Here is a 16,293-nt window from a genome sequence, read left to right on the forward strand (position 1 = left end):
GATGAAGGGCCACACAATGTGGCCCTTTTTTTCGCTTAATAATGAGGGAGTGGGGAGGGGGACTTATTCTGTATCATCCTGATCTTCATTGCCTTCTATTGGGCAGGTAAATCCTTCTGGCTTAATGGCCAGCAAATCACATTTAAGATGGTCGATCACATGTTCTGTGGTGTTGCCAATAAAGGCGGCAGACAATCCGGTACGACCTAACGTCCCCAGCACCACCACGCCAGCCCGCAAATGCTCAGCCAAATCAGGGATAACCTCTTCAGGTAATCCTTTCTCTACATGGGTGAATTTCTCATCGATACCAAACTGCTGGCGCAAGGCTTTCATCGCCACCAAATGCTGACCACGAATAGCATCGTTATAGACGCTCGGGTCAAAATCAGGCAATTCAATGGCAATATTAATCGGCGTAACCGGATAGGCGCTGATCAAATGCACTTGAGTTTGGTTAACATTCTCGGCGAGTTCGAGGGTCTCTTTGACTAACCGCAGATTGAGCGGGTCATGAAGTGGGTCTTCGCTTGAGAGATTGACGGCCACCAGCGCGGTGCCACTTTCCGGCCAGGGCTGATCTTTGACCATCCAGACAGGACATGGACATTTGCGCAGTAAGTGCCAGTCAGTTGGCGTGAAAATGATCGACTCTAGCCGGTCATGTTGATGGGCCATTTTTAGCAGCAAATCGTGTTTGGCTTTCAGCACTTCCTGAATAATGGCTTCATAGGGGCGGTTATGCCACACCACTTTGATTTCAATCGGGATACCGGCATCAATATAGAACCGACACTGCTCGCTTATCCATGCAGAACGCTGGCTGATAACCCCTTTACGCATTGCGGTGCGCTCATCAGGTGACAGCAAAGTCGTCATATCATATGACAGATCATAAATAGGCAAAAATGCTTTGATTGTGCCGCCATTGCGCTGCACAAGGTAAACTGCACGTCTTAATGCAGGTTGATCATCCTGATTGGGGTCAATAGCAACCAGAATATTCTGATACTTTGCCATAGAGTCTCCTTACAACCGTGAATTAACAGTATGTTAGTTAAAGAGTAAACCATGAGAGTGAAAGTGGGTAGGTGGGAGATAGAACCAGACCAATAATATTGATCTGGTCTGGTCTACGATGGCACTACAGAGCGGCTCTTGGATTACCAGCTAACTTGCCCAAGGCCTCGGTATTCTCGATTGTGATGTATTTACCTTTCACACTCAGAATTTCGCTTTTCTGGAAACGGCCCAGTAAGCGGCTGATGGTTTCGACGGTCAAACCTAAATAGTTACCGATATCACCCCGTGTCATGGTGAGACGGAATTCACGCGGAGAGAAACCGCGTTGCGCAAAACGGCGTGAAAGATTATAGATAAAGGCCGCCAGGCGCTCTTCTGCATTCTTTTTCGACAGCAGTAAAATCATATCTTGATCGCCTTTGATCTCGCCACTCATCAGGCGCATCATCTGCTGACGCAGGTTGGGCATCTTGCCGGATAAGTCATCCAGCGTATCAAACGGGATCTCACAGACCATTGAAGTTTCCAGCGCCTGCGCAAAACTTGGGTGCTGTAAATTACTGATAGCATCGAAACCGACCAAATCACCCGCCAGATGGAAACCGGTAATTTGCTCGTCACCCTCTTCGGTGATGGTATAACTCTTTATGGTCCCGGAACGGATGGCATACAGGGATTTGAGTTCATCACCTGCTTTAAACAGCGCCTGTCCTTTCTGAATAGGTTTTTTCCTTTCAATGATATTGTCGAGCTGATCCAGCTCATTTTCATTTAAGGTAAACGGTATACAGAGCTGGCTGATACTGCAATCCTGACAGTGAATTGCACAACCACCAGACTGAATACGTCGGATTACGCGTTTTTCCGGGATCATAGGGTATTCCCAATAATATTGATATGCGTCAATTTTAACATCTTTTCTTGCGTCTGATAAGTGCAAGAACGGTTAGCATGCTAAAAGATAACCCTCATGCATTAATAACCAGCGTTTTCGCTCCACCCCACCCGCGTAACCGGTCAATGCACCTTGCTGCCCGATCACTCGATGACAGGGCACGACAATCGAGATAGGATTCAGACCATTCGCCATGCCGACGGCGCGTGAAGCTGTCGGCCGGTTGATTCTTTGCGCCAATTCGCCATAGCTAATGGTTTCGCCGCAGGGTATTTTCCGCAACTCCTGCCACACCTGACGCTGAAAATCAGTACCGGCGGTTTTCACCGGTAAATCGTCAATGATGCTCAACTCGCCGGCAAAATAGCGCTGCATACTGTCACTCAGCCCGCCGGGATTGCGTTTCTCCACCAGTGTAAAGGTATCCGCGCGGTAATGATGGCGTAGCAACTTTATCAGACGCTCATAATGATCGCTCCAATCGATGGCGCGTAACCGGTGCTCTTTGTCTGCTATCAGTACCAGTTCACCCTGCGGGGTCGCCATTCGATCAATAAAAAACGTGTCCATAACTCTCCGCTAACTAGCTGCCATCGGCCGATAAATATTTTACTGATAATTATTGCATGAAATATGGCTTCAATAGATACCTATCATGGTGCCAGGTTAAAAACCTGCTTTTATCGTGATGATAATCGCATAACCCAGAAAGTTTAGTTATAAGGTCAGGGTGGGCGAAACGGCGATTAGCCGTTAGGATGCCGGGCACCGCTGTTACCACAAGTACTCGACACATTAAATGATCCCACATAAATGGCGATAATAGCTATTTGGCGTAGAAATGATGTGCTCTAGGTTCATGACCAGAGACTATTAATTAGCTATTATCGGCATAATCATCATTTTTTATTTGCCACATAATATTAAATAAGGTTGATATCCACGTGGAATCGGAATCGAAACCTGCACGCATCCTAATCAGCGCCTGTTTGATGGGAAAACCGGTGCGCTATAACGGCAGCGCGCTCTCTGTCAGTGATGACATTATTCAGCGCTGGCAGGACGAAGGGCGCTTAGTTCTGGTTTGCCCTGAATTGGCCGCTGGAATGCCAGTACCACGCCCGCCCGCGGAAATTCAGCAAGGTAACGGTGAGGCGGTGCTGCAAGGGCAGGCGCGGGTGATTGAGCAGTGGGGCAATGACGTCAGCCGCGAATTTCTGCAAGGGGCTTATCAGGCATTGGAATTGGCGCAAAAGCACCATTGCACATTGGCAATTTTGACCGAAGGTAGTCCATCTTGTGGCAGTAGCCGCATCTATGATGGTCACTTCAATGGCACCCAGCGTACCGGTCAAGGGGTCACTACTGCACTATTGCGCCGCCATGGGATTACGGTTTTCAGCCATCTCCAACTTGAGCAGGCGGATGAATTTTTGCGAAGCTCTTCGCAGATTCAGGTTAAAAGCTAATAAATGTCATAAAATATCGCTATGCTGTATAAATAAACAGTTGTTGTGCGAAATCGTAATTTTGGTCACTTAATCTTTATTGAAATCATTAAGTCGAGGTAACGATATGACATTTAAAATAGTGGAAAAACAGCCGAAAAAAGTCGTCAGTATCCGGCTCATTGGCCCTTATCATGAGACGATCCCGCTAGGTTTTAAGCAACTATCATCTCTCTACTCCCAGCACCAGATCCCAGCTAAAGAGTGGCTGGCGCTCTACTGGGACAATCCAGAAACCAATCCTCCTGCTGAATTACGAGCGGATGTTTCCCTGTCTGTTGCTGATGATTATATTTTGCCAGCACAACTTAGCGACCAACTGACAGTGCAAGAGATCCCCGGCGGTTTGTACGCGGTGTACCACACCCGCGTGACAGACGATGATTACGCCAAAGCATGGGGTGAATTATATCATCATCACCTGCCGCAAAGTGGTTATCGCCCGGCGGAAGGGGCATGTTATGAGGTCTACCTCAATGACGGCTTGACCGACGGCTACTTTGATATCGATATCTATCAATCCGTCGAGAAAGCACTTTAATAGCTAGTTGCAGTCGAGAATAGCCTAGTTGCAGCCGAGCAGAGCAGTTCGGCTGCAATCGTGGTCACACTTCCTTTATTTCTGCGGTGAGAAATAACTGACTTAACCAATCACTGAAAACGCGCACGCGCGGCGAAAGTTGACGATTATGAGGATACAGGAAAGAGACGGGCATCGGTGGTGGCGTGTAGTCGGGCAATATCTCGACCAGTGTCCCGGCGACTAAATCAGGTGCTATGTGATAACGCGGCGCCTGAATAATTCCCAATCCCAATCGCGCGGCTGCCACAAAGCTTTCAGCACCAGTGACCGACAGAATCGCCGGTAATTTCACTTGCAGAGTTTCAGAGGATAAACGTGGCACTGACAGCTGATATGAATTTCCCACTTTTGCGTGACCACTCAATGCGGTGTGGGAGCTAAACTCGAGTGGCAATAATCCGCCGGTGGCGCTGGAGCGAAAGCCAACCATTTGATGTCCACTCAACTGAGTTGGCAACACGGGGGTGCCATGCTGCTGTAAGTATTGCGGTGCCGCACAGGTGACTTGCGGTAACAGTGCGATTCGGCGCGCCACCATGTCGCTATCTTGCAAATTACCGACACGTAACACGCCGTCAATCCCTTCGCGGATCAGATCGACTAAGCGATCGCCTTCGCTGATAAATAACTCAATATCAGGGTATTGAGCTATGAAATCAGGTAACTGCGGCAAAACAAAATGGCGGGCTAATGTACCTTGCACGTCAATGCGCAGCAAACCTCGAGGTTTAGCATCGGCAAACGCCATTTCAGCATCTTCAATGTCGGCTATGATCCGCAGGCAGCGCTGATAGTAAGCTTCTCCATCCAGTGTCGGGCTGACATGGCGGGTCGTTCGTTGTAATAAGCGAACCTTTAAACGCTTTTCGAGCTGCTTAATCGCATCCGTGACGGTAGAACGTGGCAAATTTAACTCTTGCGCGGTTTGGGTAAAACTGCGCTGTTCCACTACCCTGATAAACACCCGCATTGCATCTATTCTGTCCACGTTATTGTTCGCATTATTCGGATAGTATTATCGAATAATAGGGGATTATCCGAAACAGTAAAGATGCCATTCTCTGTTTGCTGATTTGAACGACCATTTTCCACATCTATTAATGGCAGCTAGCGAATCAGCACTAACGATATAACTTAGATTCAGGAGAATATTATGGTGAATACCACTCAGCAGGTCGCTATTGTTACTGGTGCATCACGGGGGATTGGCGCAGCAATAGCCGAGCGTTTGGCGCAGGAGGGTTATACCGTGCTGATCAATTATTCACGGGCTGACAGTGAGGCCGAAGCATTGGTGCGAAAAATTCAACAAGCGGGCGGCAATACCTTGAGCGCGAAAGCCGATATCAGTGATGCTGTCGCCGTGGCACAACTATTTACTACCGCAGAAGCGGCTTTCGGCGGTGTCGATGTGCTGGTGAATAATGCCGGAATTCTGTCTCTTAGCTCGATTGCCGACAGTGATGATGAGCATTTTGATCGCCAGATTGCCATCAACCTGAAAGGGAGCTTTAACGGGATGCGTGAAGCGGCTAAACGCCTAAGAGCAGGGGGGCGCATTGTTAATTTTTCAACCAGTGTGGTGGGATTGAAACTGGAAAAATATGGGGTTTATGCGGCAACCAAAGCGGCCATTGAAACCATGACGGCAATCCTGGCAAAAGAGTTGCGTGGCCGCAATATTACCGTCAATGCAGTCGCACCGGGGCCAACCGCAACAGATCTCTTTCTCAATGGAAAATCGCCAGAACTGATTGAAAAAATGGCAAAAATGGCACCACTGGAAAGATTAGGCACCTCAGAGGATATCGCGGCGGCAGTGGCCTTTCTGGTGGGCAAAGATGGCGGCTGGATCAACGGGCAAGTCCTGCGCGCCAATGGGGGGCTGATCTAACCCCTAAAGTGAAACCGCTAAAATAGTCTCTGGGGGATAACCTAACAGGATAAGGGAAATAATTAATATCGACTGTCATAAAAGCGTCATTCGCTTGTTCTAGTATCCGTTGCAACCAATTAATACAAATTGTATTACTGTTTTACAACAAGGAATTATACTGATGCAGAACCGCGAATCCTCTTTTATCCGTCGTCATTCATTATCCGCGATCGCGTTATCCACCCTGATGCTAAGTAGCGCGCTGTTCACGCCCAATGCCATTGCTGCCGCTACCGGTTTATATGATCGCAGTGCCCAAGGTGATGTAACCCAATTTGGTGGCGCGCGCCGTTTGACCGGTGATCAAACCCAGGCACTTCGCGATTCGCTCTCCAACAAAACAGTGAAAAACGTCATTTTACTGATTGGCGATGGTATGGGGGATTCAGAAATCACCTCGGCACGTAACTATGCCATGGGCGCTGGCGGTTTCTTTAAAGGGATTGATGCCCTGCCGCTGACGGGGCAATACACGCACTACTCATTAGATAAGAAAACACAAAAACCGGATTACGTCACTGACTCCGCCGCCTCTGCTACCGCATGGTCATCCGGCGTGAAAACCTATAATGGTGCCTTGGGCGTTGATGTGTTTGGTAAAGATCATGTCACGTTACTGGAACTGGCTAAAAAAGCGGGTAAAGCAACCGGCAATGTCTCTACCGCTGAATTGCAAGATGCCACCCCTGCGGCACAGTTTGCTCACGTCACGGGGCGAAAATGCTATGGCCCAGAAGAGACCAGTGAGAAGTGCGGCACTAATGCGCTGGAAAATGGTGGGCGTGGCTCCATTACCGAGCAGATGATCGCCGGACGTGCTGATGTCACCCTCGGCGGTGGTGCTAAATCCTTCAGCCAGCTGGCCAAAGCGGGTGAATGGAAAGATAAATCCTTACGTGACCAGGCCTTGGCCCGAGGTTATGTGATTGTCGAAAACCTCGACGACCTGAATGCCATCAAACAAGCTGACCAACAAAAACCGCTGTTGGGGCTATTCAGCGCAGGCAATATGCCGGTGCGCTGGCAGGGGCCGAAAGCCTCCTACCATGGCAACCTGGATAAACCGCCGGTGGTTTGTGAAAACAATGCTGAGCGCACCAAAGAGGTTCCAACATTGGCTGTCATGACTGAAAAAGCGATTGATCTGCTGAAAACCAATGAGAAGGGCTTCTTCTTACAAGTGGAAGGGGCGTCAATTGATAAACAAGACCACGCAGCTAACCCTTGCGGCCAGTTTGGTGAAACCGTCGATTTGGACGAAGCGGTGCAAAAAGCATTGGAGTTTGCCCGCGCTGACGGTAATACATTAGTTATTGTGACGGCAGACCATGCGCACTCCAGCCAAATTATCGAAGCTGATGCTAAAGCGCCAGGTTTGACCCAGGCATTAACCACCAAAGATGGGGCGGTAATGGCGATAAGTTACGGCAACTCTGAAGATGATTCCCAAGGGCATACCGGTACGCAATTACGTATCGCCGCTTACGGCCCGCACGCCGCAAACGTTGTGGGTCTGACGGATCAAACTGATCTGTTCTTTACCATGCGCGATGCCATGGCAATTAAATAAGTCATAATCCATTGCGATTAAACAATCCCGGTATAGTAATAGCCGGGATTTTTCATTTTTATTTCCGTCATTGCATCAGATTATTGTGCATCTATAAAAAACTAAATGCGCCCATAAAAGGTCATTCTTGCCGTTTCGGATAACGCAATATTCGGCTGTGCATTATAGGCCAATACCACCAACATGCGCGTGATATCTCCTTGGGTGGGGGTAACACGGTGAATGGCATTTTGCCCGCGGAATAACACTAAATCACCGGGTTCAATCTGCAATGTTTTAGGGACAATCCGTTGATTTAATAATTGTTCCACGCCGGTGTAATTCATCTCGCCATTATCGGCATCACGCATCTCTTCAATATATTCAAAAACGCCACCGGCCTGAGGTTTTTGTACCAATAAAGTAATAGCAAACGACGAGTTATCAAAATGCCAACCCAGCTCCTGGCCTTGACTGGCATAGTGTAAGTTAATTGACGAAAGCGGATCCGCGTAGGGATAGAGCTGATTTTCATCTAATACGGCACAGAGAAAATCTTGAAAATCTTTGGCGTCATAGAGTGTGCGTAGTGCGGAATTCGCCGGGATCTCCTCGTCGGTAATACAGCCTTTTGACGAGGTGACTAACCGATTTCGCGGATGGTCAGCTGGGAAGGCGGGGTCTGGCTTGGTTAGATAAACATTATGCTGATTAGCGGCATAATAGGCTTGATACTGCTGTTCGACCCCCTCCTGCTTAATGCTGGCTAGCACCTGAGGTAATAAAAAGTCCGATAATATCAGTGCACCGGAGGTTTCAAGGGTGCTCTTACACTGTGCAATGAACAGCGCATCGCTGATTGGATGGGCGGCCATATTAATAATTTCAGCTAATTTCTGCATATATCCCCACCGTGGTGCTCAATGTTACGGGTTGATGTTTCACCAAAAGCTACGGAATTTATGCCATGGTTGCATAGACTTTACTAGCTGAATGCATAATCAACTGGCATAATTGATTTATTACAGGCTTAAGCCTACTGTATTGTTGTCTGGACAATATTTAAATTTAAAACTGACTTATTACTTAACCTATAAATTTGACTTAAGTACAAATTAAGGCTTTTTATACACTTTTTTACTCTAATCCATTGCTAACTAAAGCGTGTATAAAAAGAATTTTTTATTAAAAATCGCCATTAAAGGCAGTATAAAAATTAGCAGTTTAAGATAGGGGCATATAAAGCATCGTGGCTAAGAGAAAATCTACCGGTACTGGCTGGGTTATCCTACTGATAGTCGTTTTAGGGCTGATCACCGGGATCCCAAGAGAGGCGTGGATTGCACTAAGCGCGGCTATCTTATGCCTATTTTTTGTTTGGCAAAACCTCAAAGGGGCTAAGCCCCGCCTTAGTCCAGTCATTAGCAGTGACATGCAGAAAACTGCCGCTATCCCCGATCTGGGGGATTACCCGATGACCCCTTCGCAACTGGAACCGGAACATACCACGGATAACAATAGCACTAAGCAAAATCCACCCGTGGAAGAGGCCAGCAAACCTGAGGCGAAACAGCCCGAAATATCCCGCGGTTCTCTAGCTCGTGCATCATGGCTGCGCCCTGGTGAACTGGCGGTAGTCGCCGGAATCAACTTACCGGATGGCATGGTTTACATTGGTAATAAATACAAAAGTAATCGTACCGGTGCCGAGCCTGCATTTATTAATCCATCAATGGATGTCGCGGAAACAGAGAGTGATACCTCATTACCGCTGATTGATAATGCGCCCGACTATTCGACATGCTCACCGGAAGCAAGACGAGCTTATTTACAGTGGTTATCAGAAGGTCGTAAATCTCCTACAGCGCAGATTGGTTATGTTTTCTTATTTTTCTATGGCTTAGAACATCGAATATTGGTTGATGCCCCCATAGATCCCGTGGCAAAAAGGGAACTACCTACTCTTGAGGCTGAGATTAACCGCCTGTTAGGAATTTATGGAAAAAATAATGCGTTCAACCACTACGCGCAGAATTTATTAGTTTATCTCTCTCGAGTGAATATCGAAGAGAAACTCTATTTGTCGCCTCCGCCACCCACACGGGATTCGTCAACGGAGTTACCACTGGCACTGCTGGTTGGGTTAGGGCAGTTAGCTGTTGACCAAAAAACCTTGCCCGCAGCCTGGGCACTTGCCTGGGGCGAAGCCGATCCGGCAATAAACCAGAATATCTCGATGGCCCATTGCGCTGATATTTTCTCCTCCCTCTTCCAGCAGCGTTATCGGGAAAAGTATGGCGATGGATTTTTATTACCGGTGAATAAAACCAAGCTGCTGATATTTTACCGTCCAGCGTCTGCGGGGTTAATCGGGCAAGAGTTCTTCCAACAAATGGGCGAGTTGCCCAATGTGGCCGTGTGCAAAGCTCACCGAGATAAACTACGGGCAATATTTGAGTCTTGTCAGCAAGACCTCGATATTTATAACCGCTTTGCCAGTGTTAACCCAAAGAAAAAAATGTCGCTGGAGGGGCAGTTATTAATGCCCATACCTTTGTGGTCTGAGGCATTAAAAACTGAATTAGAGAGCATCAAAGCAAGGGTAGGTTATGGGTTATTGCTGATCACACTGGAAGAGATTTTTCTTCGGCTCAGCACCGCTTGTGATACCAAACCCTTGGAGCGCATTACTCGCAGTCAGGTAATGGCACTCACTTTTGCCCTGGCCTCTTTGCAAGTGGGTATTGAACCTGATGTCAGAGCGGATAATCGCACTCCAGTGCTGCAAGATACTGTGGCTCTATTTCCTATTGAGTCGATGGTGGCTGAATCTGCGAGCTTTGCCGCATATCGTGTCACTATGTTGGCAGTGGAACTCGCTTGTGCTGCAGTGATGAACGATGGGCATATCGGCGAGCCTGAATCACTGATTCTAACTCGGCATATTGATGCCTGGGGTTATTTAAGCCCTGGTCAGCGTATGCGCCTAAAAGCCTATCTCCAACCTGGCATTAGAAAAAATAATACCTTGTTGGCACTGAAAAATAATCTTGAGCCGCTCTCGCTGGATAATCGCCGTGCTATTGCGCGTTTCCTGGCACACTTAATGCAAGTGGAGGGAACTATCACCCCACAAGAAGTGAAATTCCTTGAGCGGGTGTATAAGCGTTTTGCCTTAGACAGTAAATGGGTTTATACCGACCTTGATAGTCGGGCTACGCCAATGACATTAAGTCTACCGTCCCCAACTTCTGAAATTATTAATAATACCGATCGGATTAATCTGCTAAAGAGTGAGAGTCTGGAGCTGGTAAAATTGCTCGAAAACCTATTTGTCACCGAAAACGTCGTGGCGCAGACCCCGGAAGAGATTCATCCACAGTCAATGAGTGCCATCGCGGCTAATTTAGCTGAAAGCACAGTCACATTCTTGAAATTGCTTATTTCACGTGACACTTGGGATCGTGAGAAGTTGGTTGATATCGCGGCAGATATGGAAGTTAAACTCGATGATGCTCTGGTTGAGATTAACCGCAAAATTTTAGCCGCATTTGATGCGCCGCTAATCACTGGCGAGGCGACGATTGCCATTAACCGTGATATATCCGCAGCACTGCTTATATGATAGTCAGCGTAGCTTGAGCTAAGTGATAATAGCCGCTACCATAGCGCGCCTAATGATATTAGAGAGATAACAGTGATGAAATACCAATGGATATTGTTCGATGCGGATGAAACTTTATTTCACTTTGATGCTTATCAAGGGTTAAAGCTGATGTTTTCGCGCTTTAATGTGGATTTCTCCGTGCAGGATTTCGATCACTATCAATTGGTTAATAAACCGCTATGGGTTGATTATCAAGACGGTAAGATATCTGCCAGCGAATTACAAAACACCCGTTTTGAAATGTGGGCGGAAAAATTAGGTGTGACGGCAACGCGTCTGAACAGTGAGTTTTTAGTGGCGATGGCTGATATTTGTTCATTATTACCGGGTGCACGTGAGTTAGTCGATGCATTGAGCGGTAAAGTGAATATGGGTATCATTACCAATGGTTTTACCGGATTACAGACCATTCGGTTAGAGCGCACTGGCTTAAAAGATATATTCTCCCCACTCATTATTTCTGAAGAGGTCGGGGCAGCTAAACCTGATGTGGCGATCTTTGAGTATGCTTTTAATTTAATGAATCATCCGGCGAAAGAGCAGATTCTGATGGTGGGAGATAACCTCCATTCGGATATTCAGGGCGGTATTAATGCGGGTATTGATACCTGCTGGCTCAATATGCATGGGGCCGCACTGGATGATGATATCTCACCGCGCTATCAAGTCAGCTCATTAGCTGAATTACAGAAATTATTACTGGCGTAATCAACACTCTGCCAGCCAGGAGAGGCCGTTAACGGCATATTACCGCAACGGCCAGCTTAAAATTATCTATCCGTTCTGAATTACACCTTATACAGATTATACCCCAACGCTTTTGCTACGTGAGCCACCATTTTCTGTCCGCGAACACTATTGCCGATAGAATCTAACGGCGGTGAAAAACCAGCAATAGCCATCACCCCTGGAACCACGGCTAATATTCCCCCGCCGACACCACTTTTACCCGGTAAGCCGACACTGTATGCCCAGTCACCGGAGCTACCATATAAACCCTCCATAGTCATCTCAGCCAAAATAAAGGGGATGTTACTGGCAGTTAATACCCGCAATTTGCTGATAGGATTAATGCCAGCGGCAGCAAAAGTGGCACCGATAGTCGCCAGCTCAATGGTATTTAGCAATGTTGAGCATTGGCGAGTATAAACTTCGCACGCCTCCATCGGGTCACAATACATCGCCCCGGCAGAGTAGAGTAACCAGGCAATTGCACGATTGTGGAAGTTTGTTGTTTGTTCCGATTGGTTCACTTCATCCGACAAACTAATGGGAGCACCGGATAATTGTTGCTGGATTTGCAGAATATTACTCCAACGAGCCTCGCTATTATTGGCTTGAATTATGCTCACGGTGGACATTGCACCCGCATTAACCAATGGTGATAATGGCTTGCCCTGATGTAATTCAAGCGCCATAACTGAATTGAAGGGTAAACCAGTAGGATCAGCGCCGACTTTTTCTTGTACCTGTTGCGGGCCGACATCTTCCAGTGCCAGCGCGAGTGTACATATTTTAGAAATAGATTCGATGGCAAAGCGATATTCTGTATCACCTGCCGCAATAATATCACCATCAATGGTCACCGCCGCCAGGCCAGCTAATGATGAGGGAATACTGGCCAGATAGGGGATATAACTGGCGTTACTCCCACCATCAATAGTTGAATATTGTCGATGCGCTTTATTAACGCTGTGTTGCAGCACTTTTAAGTCAGATTTCATCATCCCACTCCACAGTGAGTTACAGTTATCAGCCCGTTGATTACTCTGATTTTTCTGTTTTCTAATCTATATTCTCACCCTGAATGCTCATGTTCTCCTCAGTTATTAACCTCTCTGCGGGCAGGCCGGGATGGCTATTTGCCGCTTGCCAGGTAAAGGGGGCGAAATCAGTTTTTTCATCACGCCAGTGGGGTTTACGCACCGCATAAATCAGCAGCGGTAAAATAAAGAAGAACAGGGTGGCGATAATTAAGATGCCGACATAAGTTTCTGGGCTGCCGATGGCAATTTGACTGGGTGGCACAAAACTGAGCAGGAAAACCAAAATTGAACCAATCCAGCCAGCGCCACCAATAATCCACATACCCATTTCTCCACCAGGAATACGATAGGGGCGAGGGCGTTGTGATTGGCTATAGCGCAGATAGATGGCGGAACTAAACATCAGGATATACATAATAAGATAGAGAATAACGGTTAATTGGCTGAGGATTTGAAATGCCGCTTGCACCGAAGGTAAGATGACAAACAATATTGATAACAGAGAGACGAGCAGTGCCTGTAATAATAAAATATGTGTTGCCATGCCATTCTTGTTGGTGTGTTGCCACCAGCGGGGTAAATAACCGGCTTTTGCCACGGTTAATAACCCGGTTGAAGGGCCACCGACCCAGGTTACCACTCCGGCCAATACCCCGATAGCCAACGCAATAGCCATTATCGGGCTGAGCCAATGCAATCCGGCCCACTGGAACATATCTGAATAGGCCACCAGAATACTTTGCGTCAGATTAATGTCAGTTTTCGGAATAATAAAAGCGATGGCGAGGGTGCCAAATACAAAAATAATCACCGTTCCCAGCGCGGATAACATAATGGCAATGGGATAATTACGATTAGGATTATCCACATCCTTAACATGAATCGCATTCATCTCCATACCGGCATAGAACAGAAAAATACTGGCGGCTAAAACAATATTGTTAAAATCGGAAAAATCAGGGATAACTTCATCCCATGCCAGTGTTATCTGGGGTGCTCCGCCAGCAAACAGATAAGCAAATCCCAAAATAATCAGAATAATGGCCGGAATGATGGTGCCGATAATACCGCCCCATTTGGACACTCTGGCAAAGGTGGCGACCCCTTTAAAGGCAATAAAGGTCGCCAGCCAATACACAATTAACACAATACTCAGCACGAAGAATTTATTGGCCGATAGCGCCTCATCCCAGCGCTGATTAGGGCCAATAAAAGCCAGCGAGACTGCCGCAAAAGTTAATACTGTCGGGAACCAAACCGTGACCTCTATCCAAAGCATAAACATGGCTAAAAATGCCCAACGTGGGCCAAAAGCCTCACCGACCCAGCGAAATACGCCCCCTTTTTCGGGCCAACCGGTCGCTAATTCAGCCGCCACCAGAGAGACGGGAATAAGAAAAAAAATGGCGGCGAAGATATAATAAAAAATAGAACTTAATCCGTATTCAGCTTCAGCGGGTAAGCCTCTTAAACTGACAACGGCAACAATATTCATAATAGCCAATGTGGCGATGCCGAGCTTCCTGGTGGCCACCGGCTTGGGTTGATTATTTGCCATAAATATCCATCCTTTAATTTCTGCAATTAAGCCGGCAAGTTCTATGTGTGCTTGAAACTATTCTGCTGGGCAACGCCATGGAGTTCGGGGTGTTCATGCAAATAGTGGAGTGAGCATTTAATGTCATCCAGTAATAGCGCGGCAAAATCCATTTCGAATCCGCGACGACACATAATTCGCATCACCACAATATCGCTGGCATGGCCGGTTAGTGTAAAGGCGGGTACTTGCCAACCTCGCAGTCTTAATCTTTCAGAGAGGTCATACAGGGTATAACCCGTTTTAGCGCCCTCCTTAATTTTGAAGCAAACAGCGGGTAACCCCTCTTTAGGATCACCGGTGCAGATAAATTCATAGGGGCCCAGTGGCGCAATCGCCTGACTTAAGAAGTTTGCGACCTGATAGGCAGCTTGTTGCACTTTGGTATAACCTTCGCGGCCCAATCGGATAAACTCATAATATTGAGAGATAACCTGTCCCGCTGGGCGGGAAAAATTGATAGCAAAAGTCCCAACTTGCCCGCCAAGGTAATCCACGTTAAAGATCAGCTCATCCGGCAGCGCGGCTTGATCACGCCAGATAACCCAGCCGCAGCCCAGTGGGGCCAAACCATATTTATGGCCTGATGTGCTGATGGATTTCACCCGGGGGAGACGAAAATCCCATTTGATTTCTGAGGCGACAAAAGGCGCGAGGAAACCGCCACTCGCCGCATCGACATGAATATCAATATCTAACCCTTTCTCTTGCTGTAGCTTATCCAATGCCTGGTGCAGAGGTTCGGGGAACTCATAGTTTCCTGTGTAGGTCACGCCGAAAGTCGGGACGACGCCTATGGTATTCTCATCACAGGCAGCAATCATACGCTGCGCATCCATAAAGTAATTCCCCGGTTCCATGGGAATTTCACGGATTTCGACCTCCCAATAACGTGCAAATTTGTGCCAGCACACCTGAACAGGGCCGCAGACCAGATTAGGTTTATCGGTAGATTTACCCGCGGCTAACTGCTTTTTACGCCAGCGCCACTTCATCGCCATGCCCCCTAACATGCAGGCTTCGGATGAACCTATGGTATTGGTCCCCGTGGCCTGGCCGTTAATGGGTTTTGGCGCATACCAAAGATCAGCCAGCATATTGACGCAGCGTAAATCGATGGCCGCTGATTGTGGATACTCCTCTTTATCGATCCAGTTTTTATTAATCGACAAGTCCATTAGCTTATGGACATATTCATCATCCCAGGTTTGACAAAAGGTGGCTAAATTTTGGCGTGCATTACCATCTAAAAAAAGTTCATCACTAATAATTTGAAAAGCAATATCCTCGCGCATCTCTTTTAAAGGGAAATGGCTCGACTCTGCAATATAGCGAGAGGATTGCGAACCAAACCTGGAGTCCAATAATTCTTCTTGCAATTTATTTACGGTGTTACTAATCATGATTTAATAACCGTGTTGTATGAGTGAGAGTTTTAAACGTAGACGGGTAAATTATATGGCGCAAGGTTTAAGTTGATATAATTAAATTACTTTTATTAGCAAATTAATTATTTGAATTGACTGAGTTTTTAAATTGGCAATTAGATCGTTATAGCGATAGTTTATTATTGGGCTAATTACATCGTGGCGTGTGTGAATTATTTTATTGAATATTAAATTGAATGAGTGGTTATAAAACGGGTAGCTGAGAATGTATTTTATTATAAGTCCATGCTGTCCAGTTAACCTTTGTTGATGCGGTGTTTAAAAATTAGGCAGTAAAATGAAAATTATCTCTCAACAAGACAGAGTAGTTACTGTATTAAG

At 46.9% G+C, this 16,293-nt stretch carries 14 protein-coding genes; 6 read left to right on the forward strand and 8 right to left on the reverse strand.

All coding sequences use genetic code 11. The features are described 5' to 3' along the window. Window positions 1-63: 63 nt before the first annotated feature. From uspE to ogt, 3 genes are all read right to left on the reverse strand, one after another. Entirely contained in the window at window positions 64-1,020 is a 957-nt protein-coding gene (gene uspE / locus AACW11_RS00835; RefSeq protein ID WP_212585559.1) for a universal stress protein UspE, read from the reverse strand. 124 nt (window positions 1,021-1,144) lie between these two features. After that, window positions 1,145-1,897: an FNR family transcription factor gene (locus tag AACW11_RS00840; RefSeq protein WP_212585560.1), complete on the reverse strand. Its 753-nt coding sequence runs from the start codon at window positions 1,895-1,897 to the stop codon at window positions 1,145-1,147. Window positions 1,898-1,969: 72 nt separating this feature from the next. Next, the gene (gene ogt / locus AACW11_RS00845; RefSeq protein WP_212585561.1) at window positions 1,970-2,488 is read right to left on the reverse strand and encodes a methylated-DNA--[protein]-cysteine S-methyltransferase; all 519 of its coding nucleotides are present in this window, start codon (window positions 2,486-2,488) and stop codon (window positions 1,970-1,972) included. Between the two features lie 374 nt (window positions 2,489-2,862). Here ogt and AACW11_RS00850 point away from each other — a divergent pair, with 374 nt between their 5' ends. Together AACW11_RS00850 and sbmC are read left to right on the forward strand one after the other, a co-directional pair. Next, window positions 2,863-3,387 (forward strand): DUF523 domain-containing protein, encoded by a 525-nt coding sequence (locus AACW11_RS00850; protein WP_445285793.1) that lies wholly within the window; start codon window positions 2,863-2,865, stop codon window positions 3,385-3,387. A gap of 106 nt (window positions 3,388-3,493) precedes the next feature. Beyond that, window positions 3,494-3,967: a DNA gyrase inhibitor SbmC gene (gene sbmC, locus AACW11_RS00855; RefSeq protein ID WP_212585562.1), complete on the forward strand. Its 474-nt coding sequence runs from the start codon at window positions 3,494-3,496 to the stop codon at window positions 3,965-3,967. Between the two features lie 64 nt (window positions 3,968-4,031). On the opposite strand, the gene AACW11_RS00860 is transcribed toward sbmC, so the two are convergent. Then, window positions 4,032-4,997: a LysR family transcriptional regulator gene (locus AACW11_RS00860; protein ID WP_212585563.1), complete on the reverse strand. Its 966-nt coding sequence runs from the start codon at window positions 4,995-4,997 to the stop codon at window positions 4,032-4,034. Between the two features lie 165 nt (window positions 4,998-5,162). Here AACW11_RS00860 and AACW11_RS00865 point away from each other — a divergent pair, with 165 nt between their 5' ends. Together AACW11_RS00865 and phoA are read left to right on the forward strand one after the other, a co-directional pair. Then, window positions 5,163-5,903, forward strand: a complete 741-nt coding sequence (locus tag AACW11_RS00865) for an SDR family oxidoreductase (protein ID WP_212585564.1) — start codon at window positions 5,163-5,165, stop codon at window positions 5,901-5,903. Window positions 5,904-6,066: 163 nt separating this feature from the next. Next, entirely contained in the window at window positions 6,067-7,515 is a 1,449-nt protein-coding gene (gene phoA / locus AACW11_RS00870) for an alkaline phosphatase (protein ID WP_212585565.1), read from the forward strand. A 101-nt stretch (window positions 7,516-7,616) separates the two neighbouring features. On the opposite strand, the gene AACW11_RS00875 is transcribed toward phoA, so the two are convergent. After that, the gene (locus AACW11_RS00875) at window positions 7,617-8,396 is read right to left on the reverse strand and encodes a HalD/BesD family halogenase (protein ID WP_212585566.1); all 780 of its coding nucleotides are present in this window, start codon (window positions 8,394-8,396) and stop codon (window positions 7,617-7,619) included. 347 nt (window positions 8,397-8,743) lie between these two features. Here AACW11_RS00875 and AACW11_RS00880 point away from each other — a divergent pair, with 347 nt between their 5' ends. Continuing rightward, a complete protein-coding gene (locus AACW11_RS00880) occupies window positions 8,744-11,119 on the forward strand; it encodes a tellurite resistance TerB family protein (protein ID WP_212585567.1) in 2,376 nt (791 codons plus the stop codon). A gap of 75 nt (window positions 11,120-11,194) precedes the next feature. Then, complete coding sequence (gene yjjG, locus AACW11_RS00885; RefSeq protein WP_212585652.1) at window positions 11,195-11,869, forward strand: pyrimidine 5'-nucleotidase; 675 nt, start codon at window positions 11,195-11,197, stop codon at window positions 11,867-11,869. An 80-nt stretch (window positions 11,870-11,949) separates the two neighbouring features. On the opposite strand, the gene glsA is transcribed toward yjjG, so the two are convergent. The 3 genes from glsA to AACW11_RS00900 form a co-directional block, all read right to left on the reverse strand. Further along, the gene (gene glsA / locus AACW11_RS00890; protein ID WP_212585653.1) at window positions 11,950-12,885 is read right to left on the reverse strand and encodes a glutaminase A; all 936 of its coding nucleotides are present in this window, start codon (window positions 12,883-12,885) and stop codon (window positions 11,950-11,952) included. Between the two features lie 61 nt (window positions 12,886-12,946). Next, a complete protein-coding gene (gadC, locus tag AACW11_RS00895; RefSeq protein ID WP_212585568.1) occupies window positions 12,947-14,485 on the reverse strand; it encodes a putative glutamine/gamma-aminobutyrate antiporter GadC in 1,539 nt (512 codons plus the stop codon). Window positions 14,486-14,526: 41 nt separating this feature from the next. Beyond that, entirely contained in the window at window positions 14,527-15,927 is a 1,401-nt protein-coding gene (locus AACW11_RS00900; RefSeq protein ID WP_212585569.1) for a glutamate decarboxylase, read from the reverse strand. Between the last annotated feature and the right edge of the window lie 366 nt (window positions 15,928-16,293).

Origin of the sequence: Yersinia sp. Marseille-Q3913 (assembly GCF_963892745.1) — a bacterium.
In the GTDB taxonomy this organism is placed as follows: domain Bacteria; phylum Pseudomonadota; class Gammaproteobacteria; order Enterobacterales; family Enterobacteriaceae; genus Yersinia; species Yersinia bercovieri.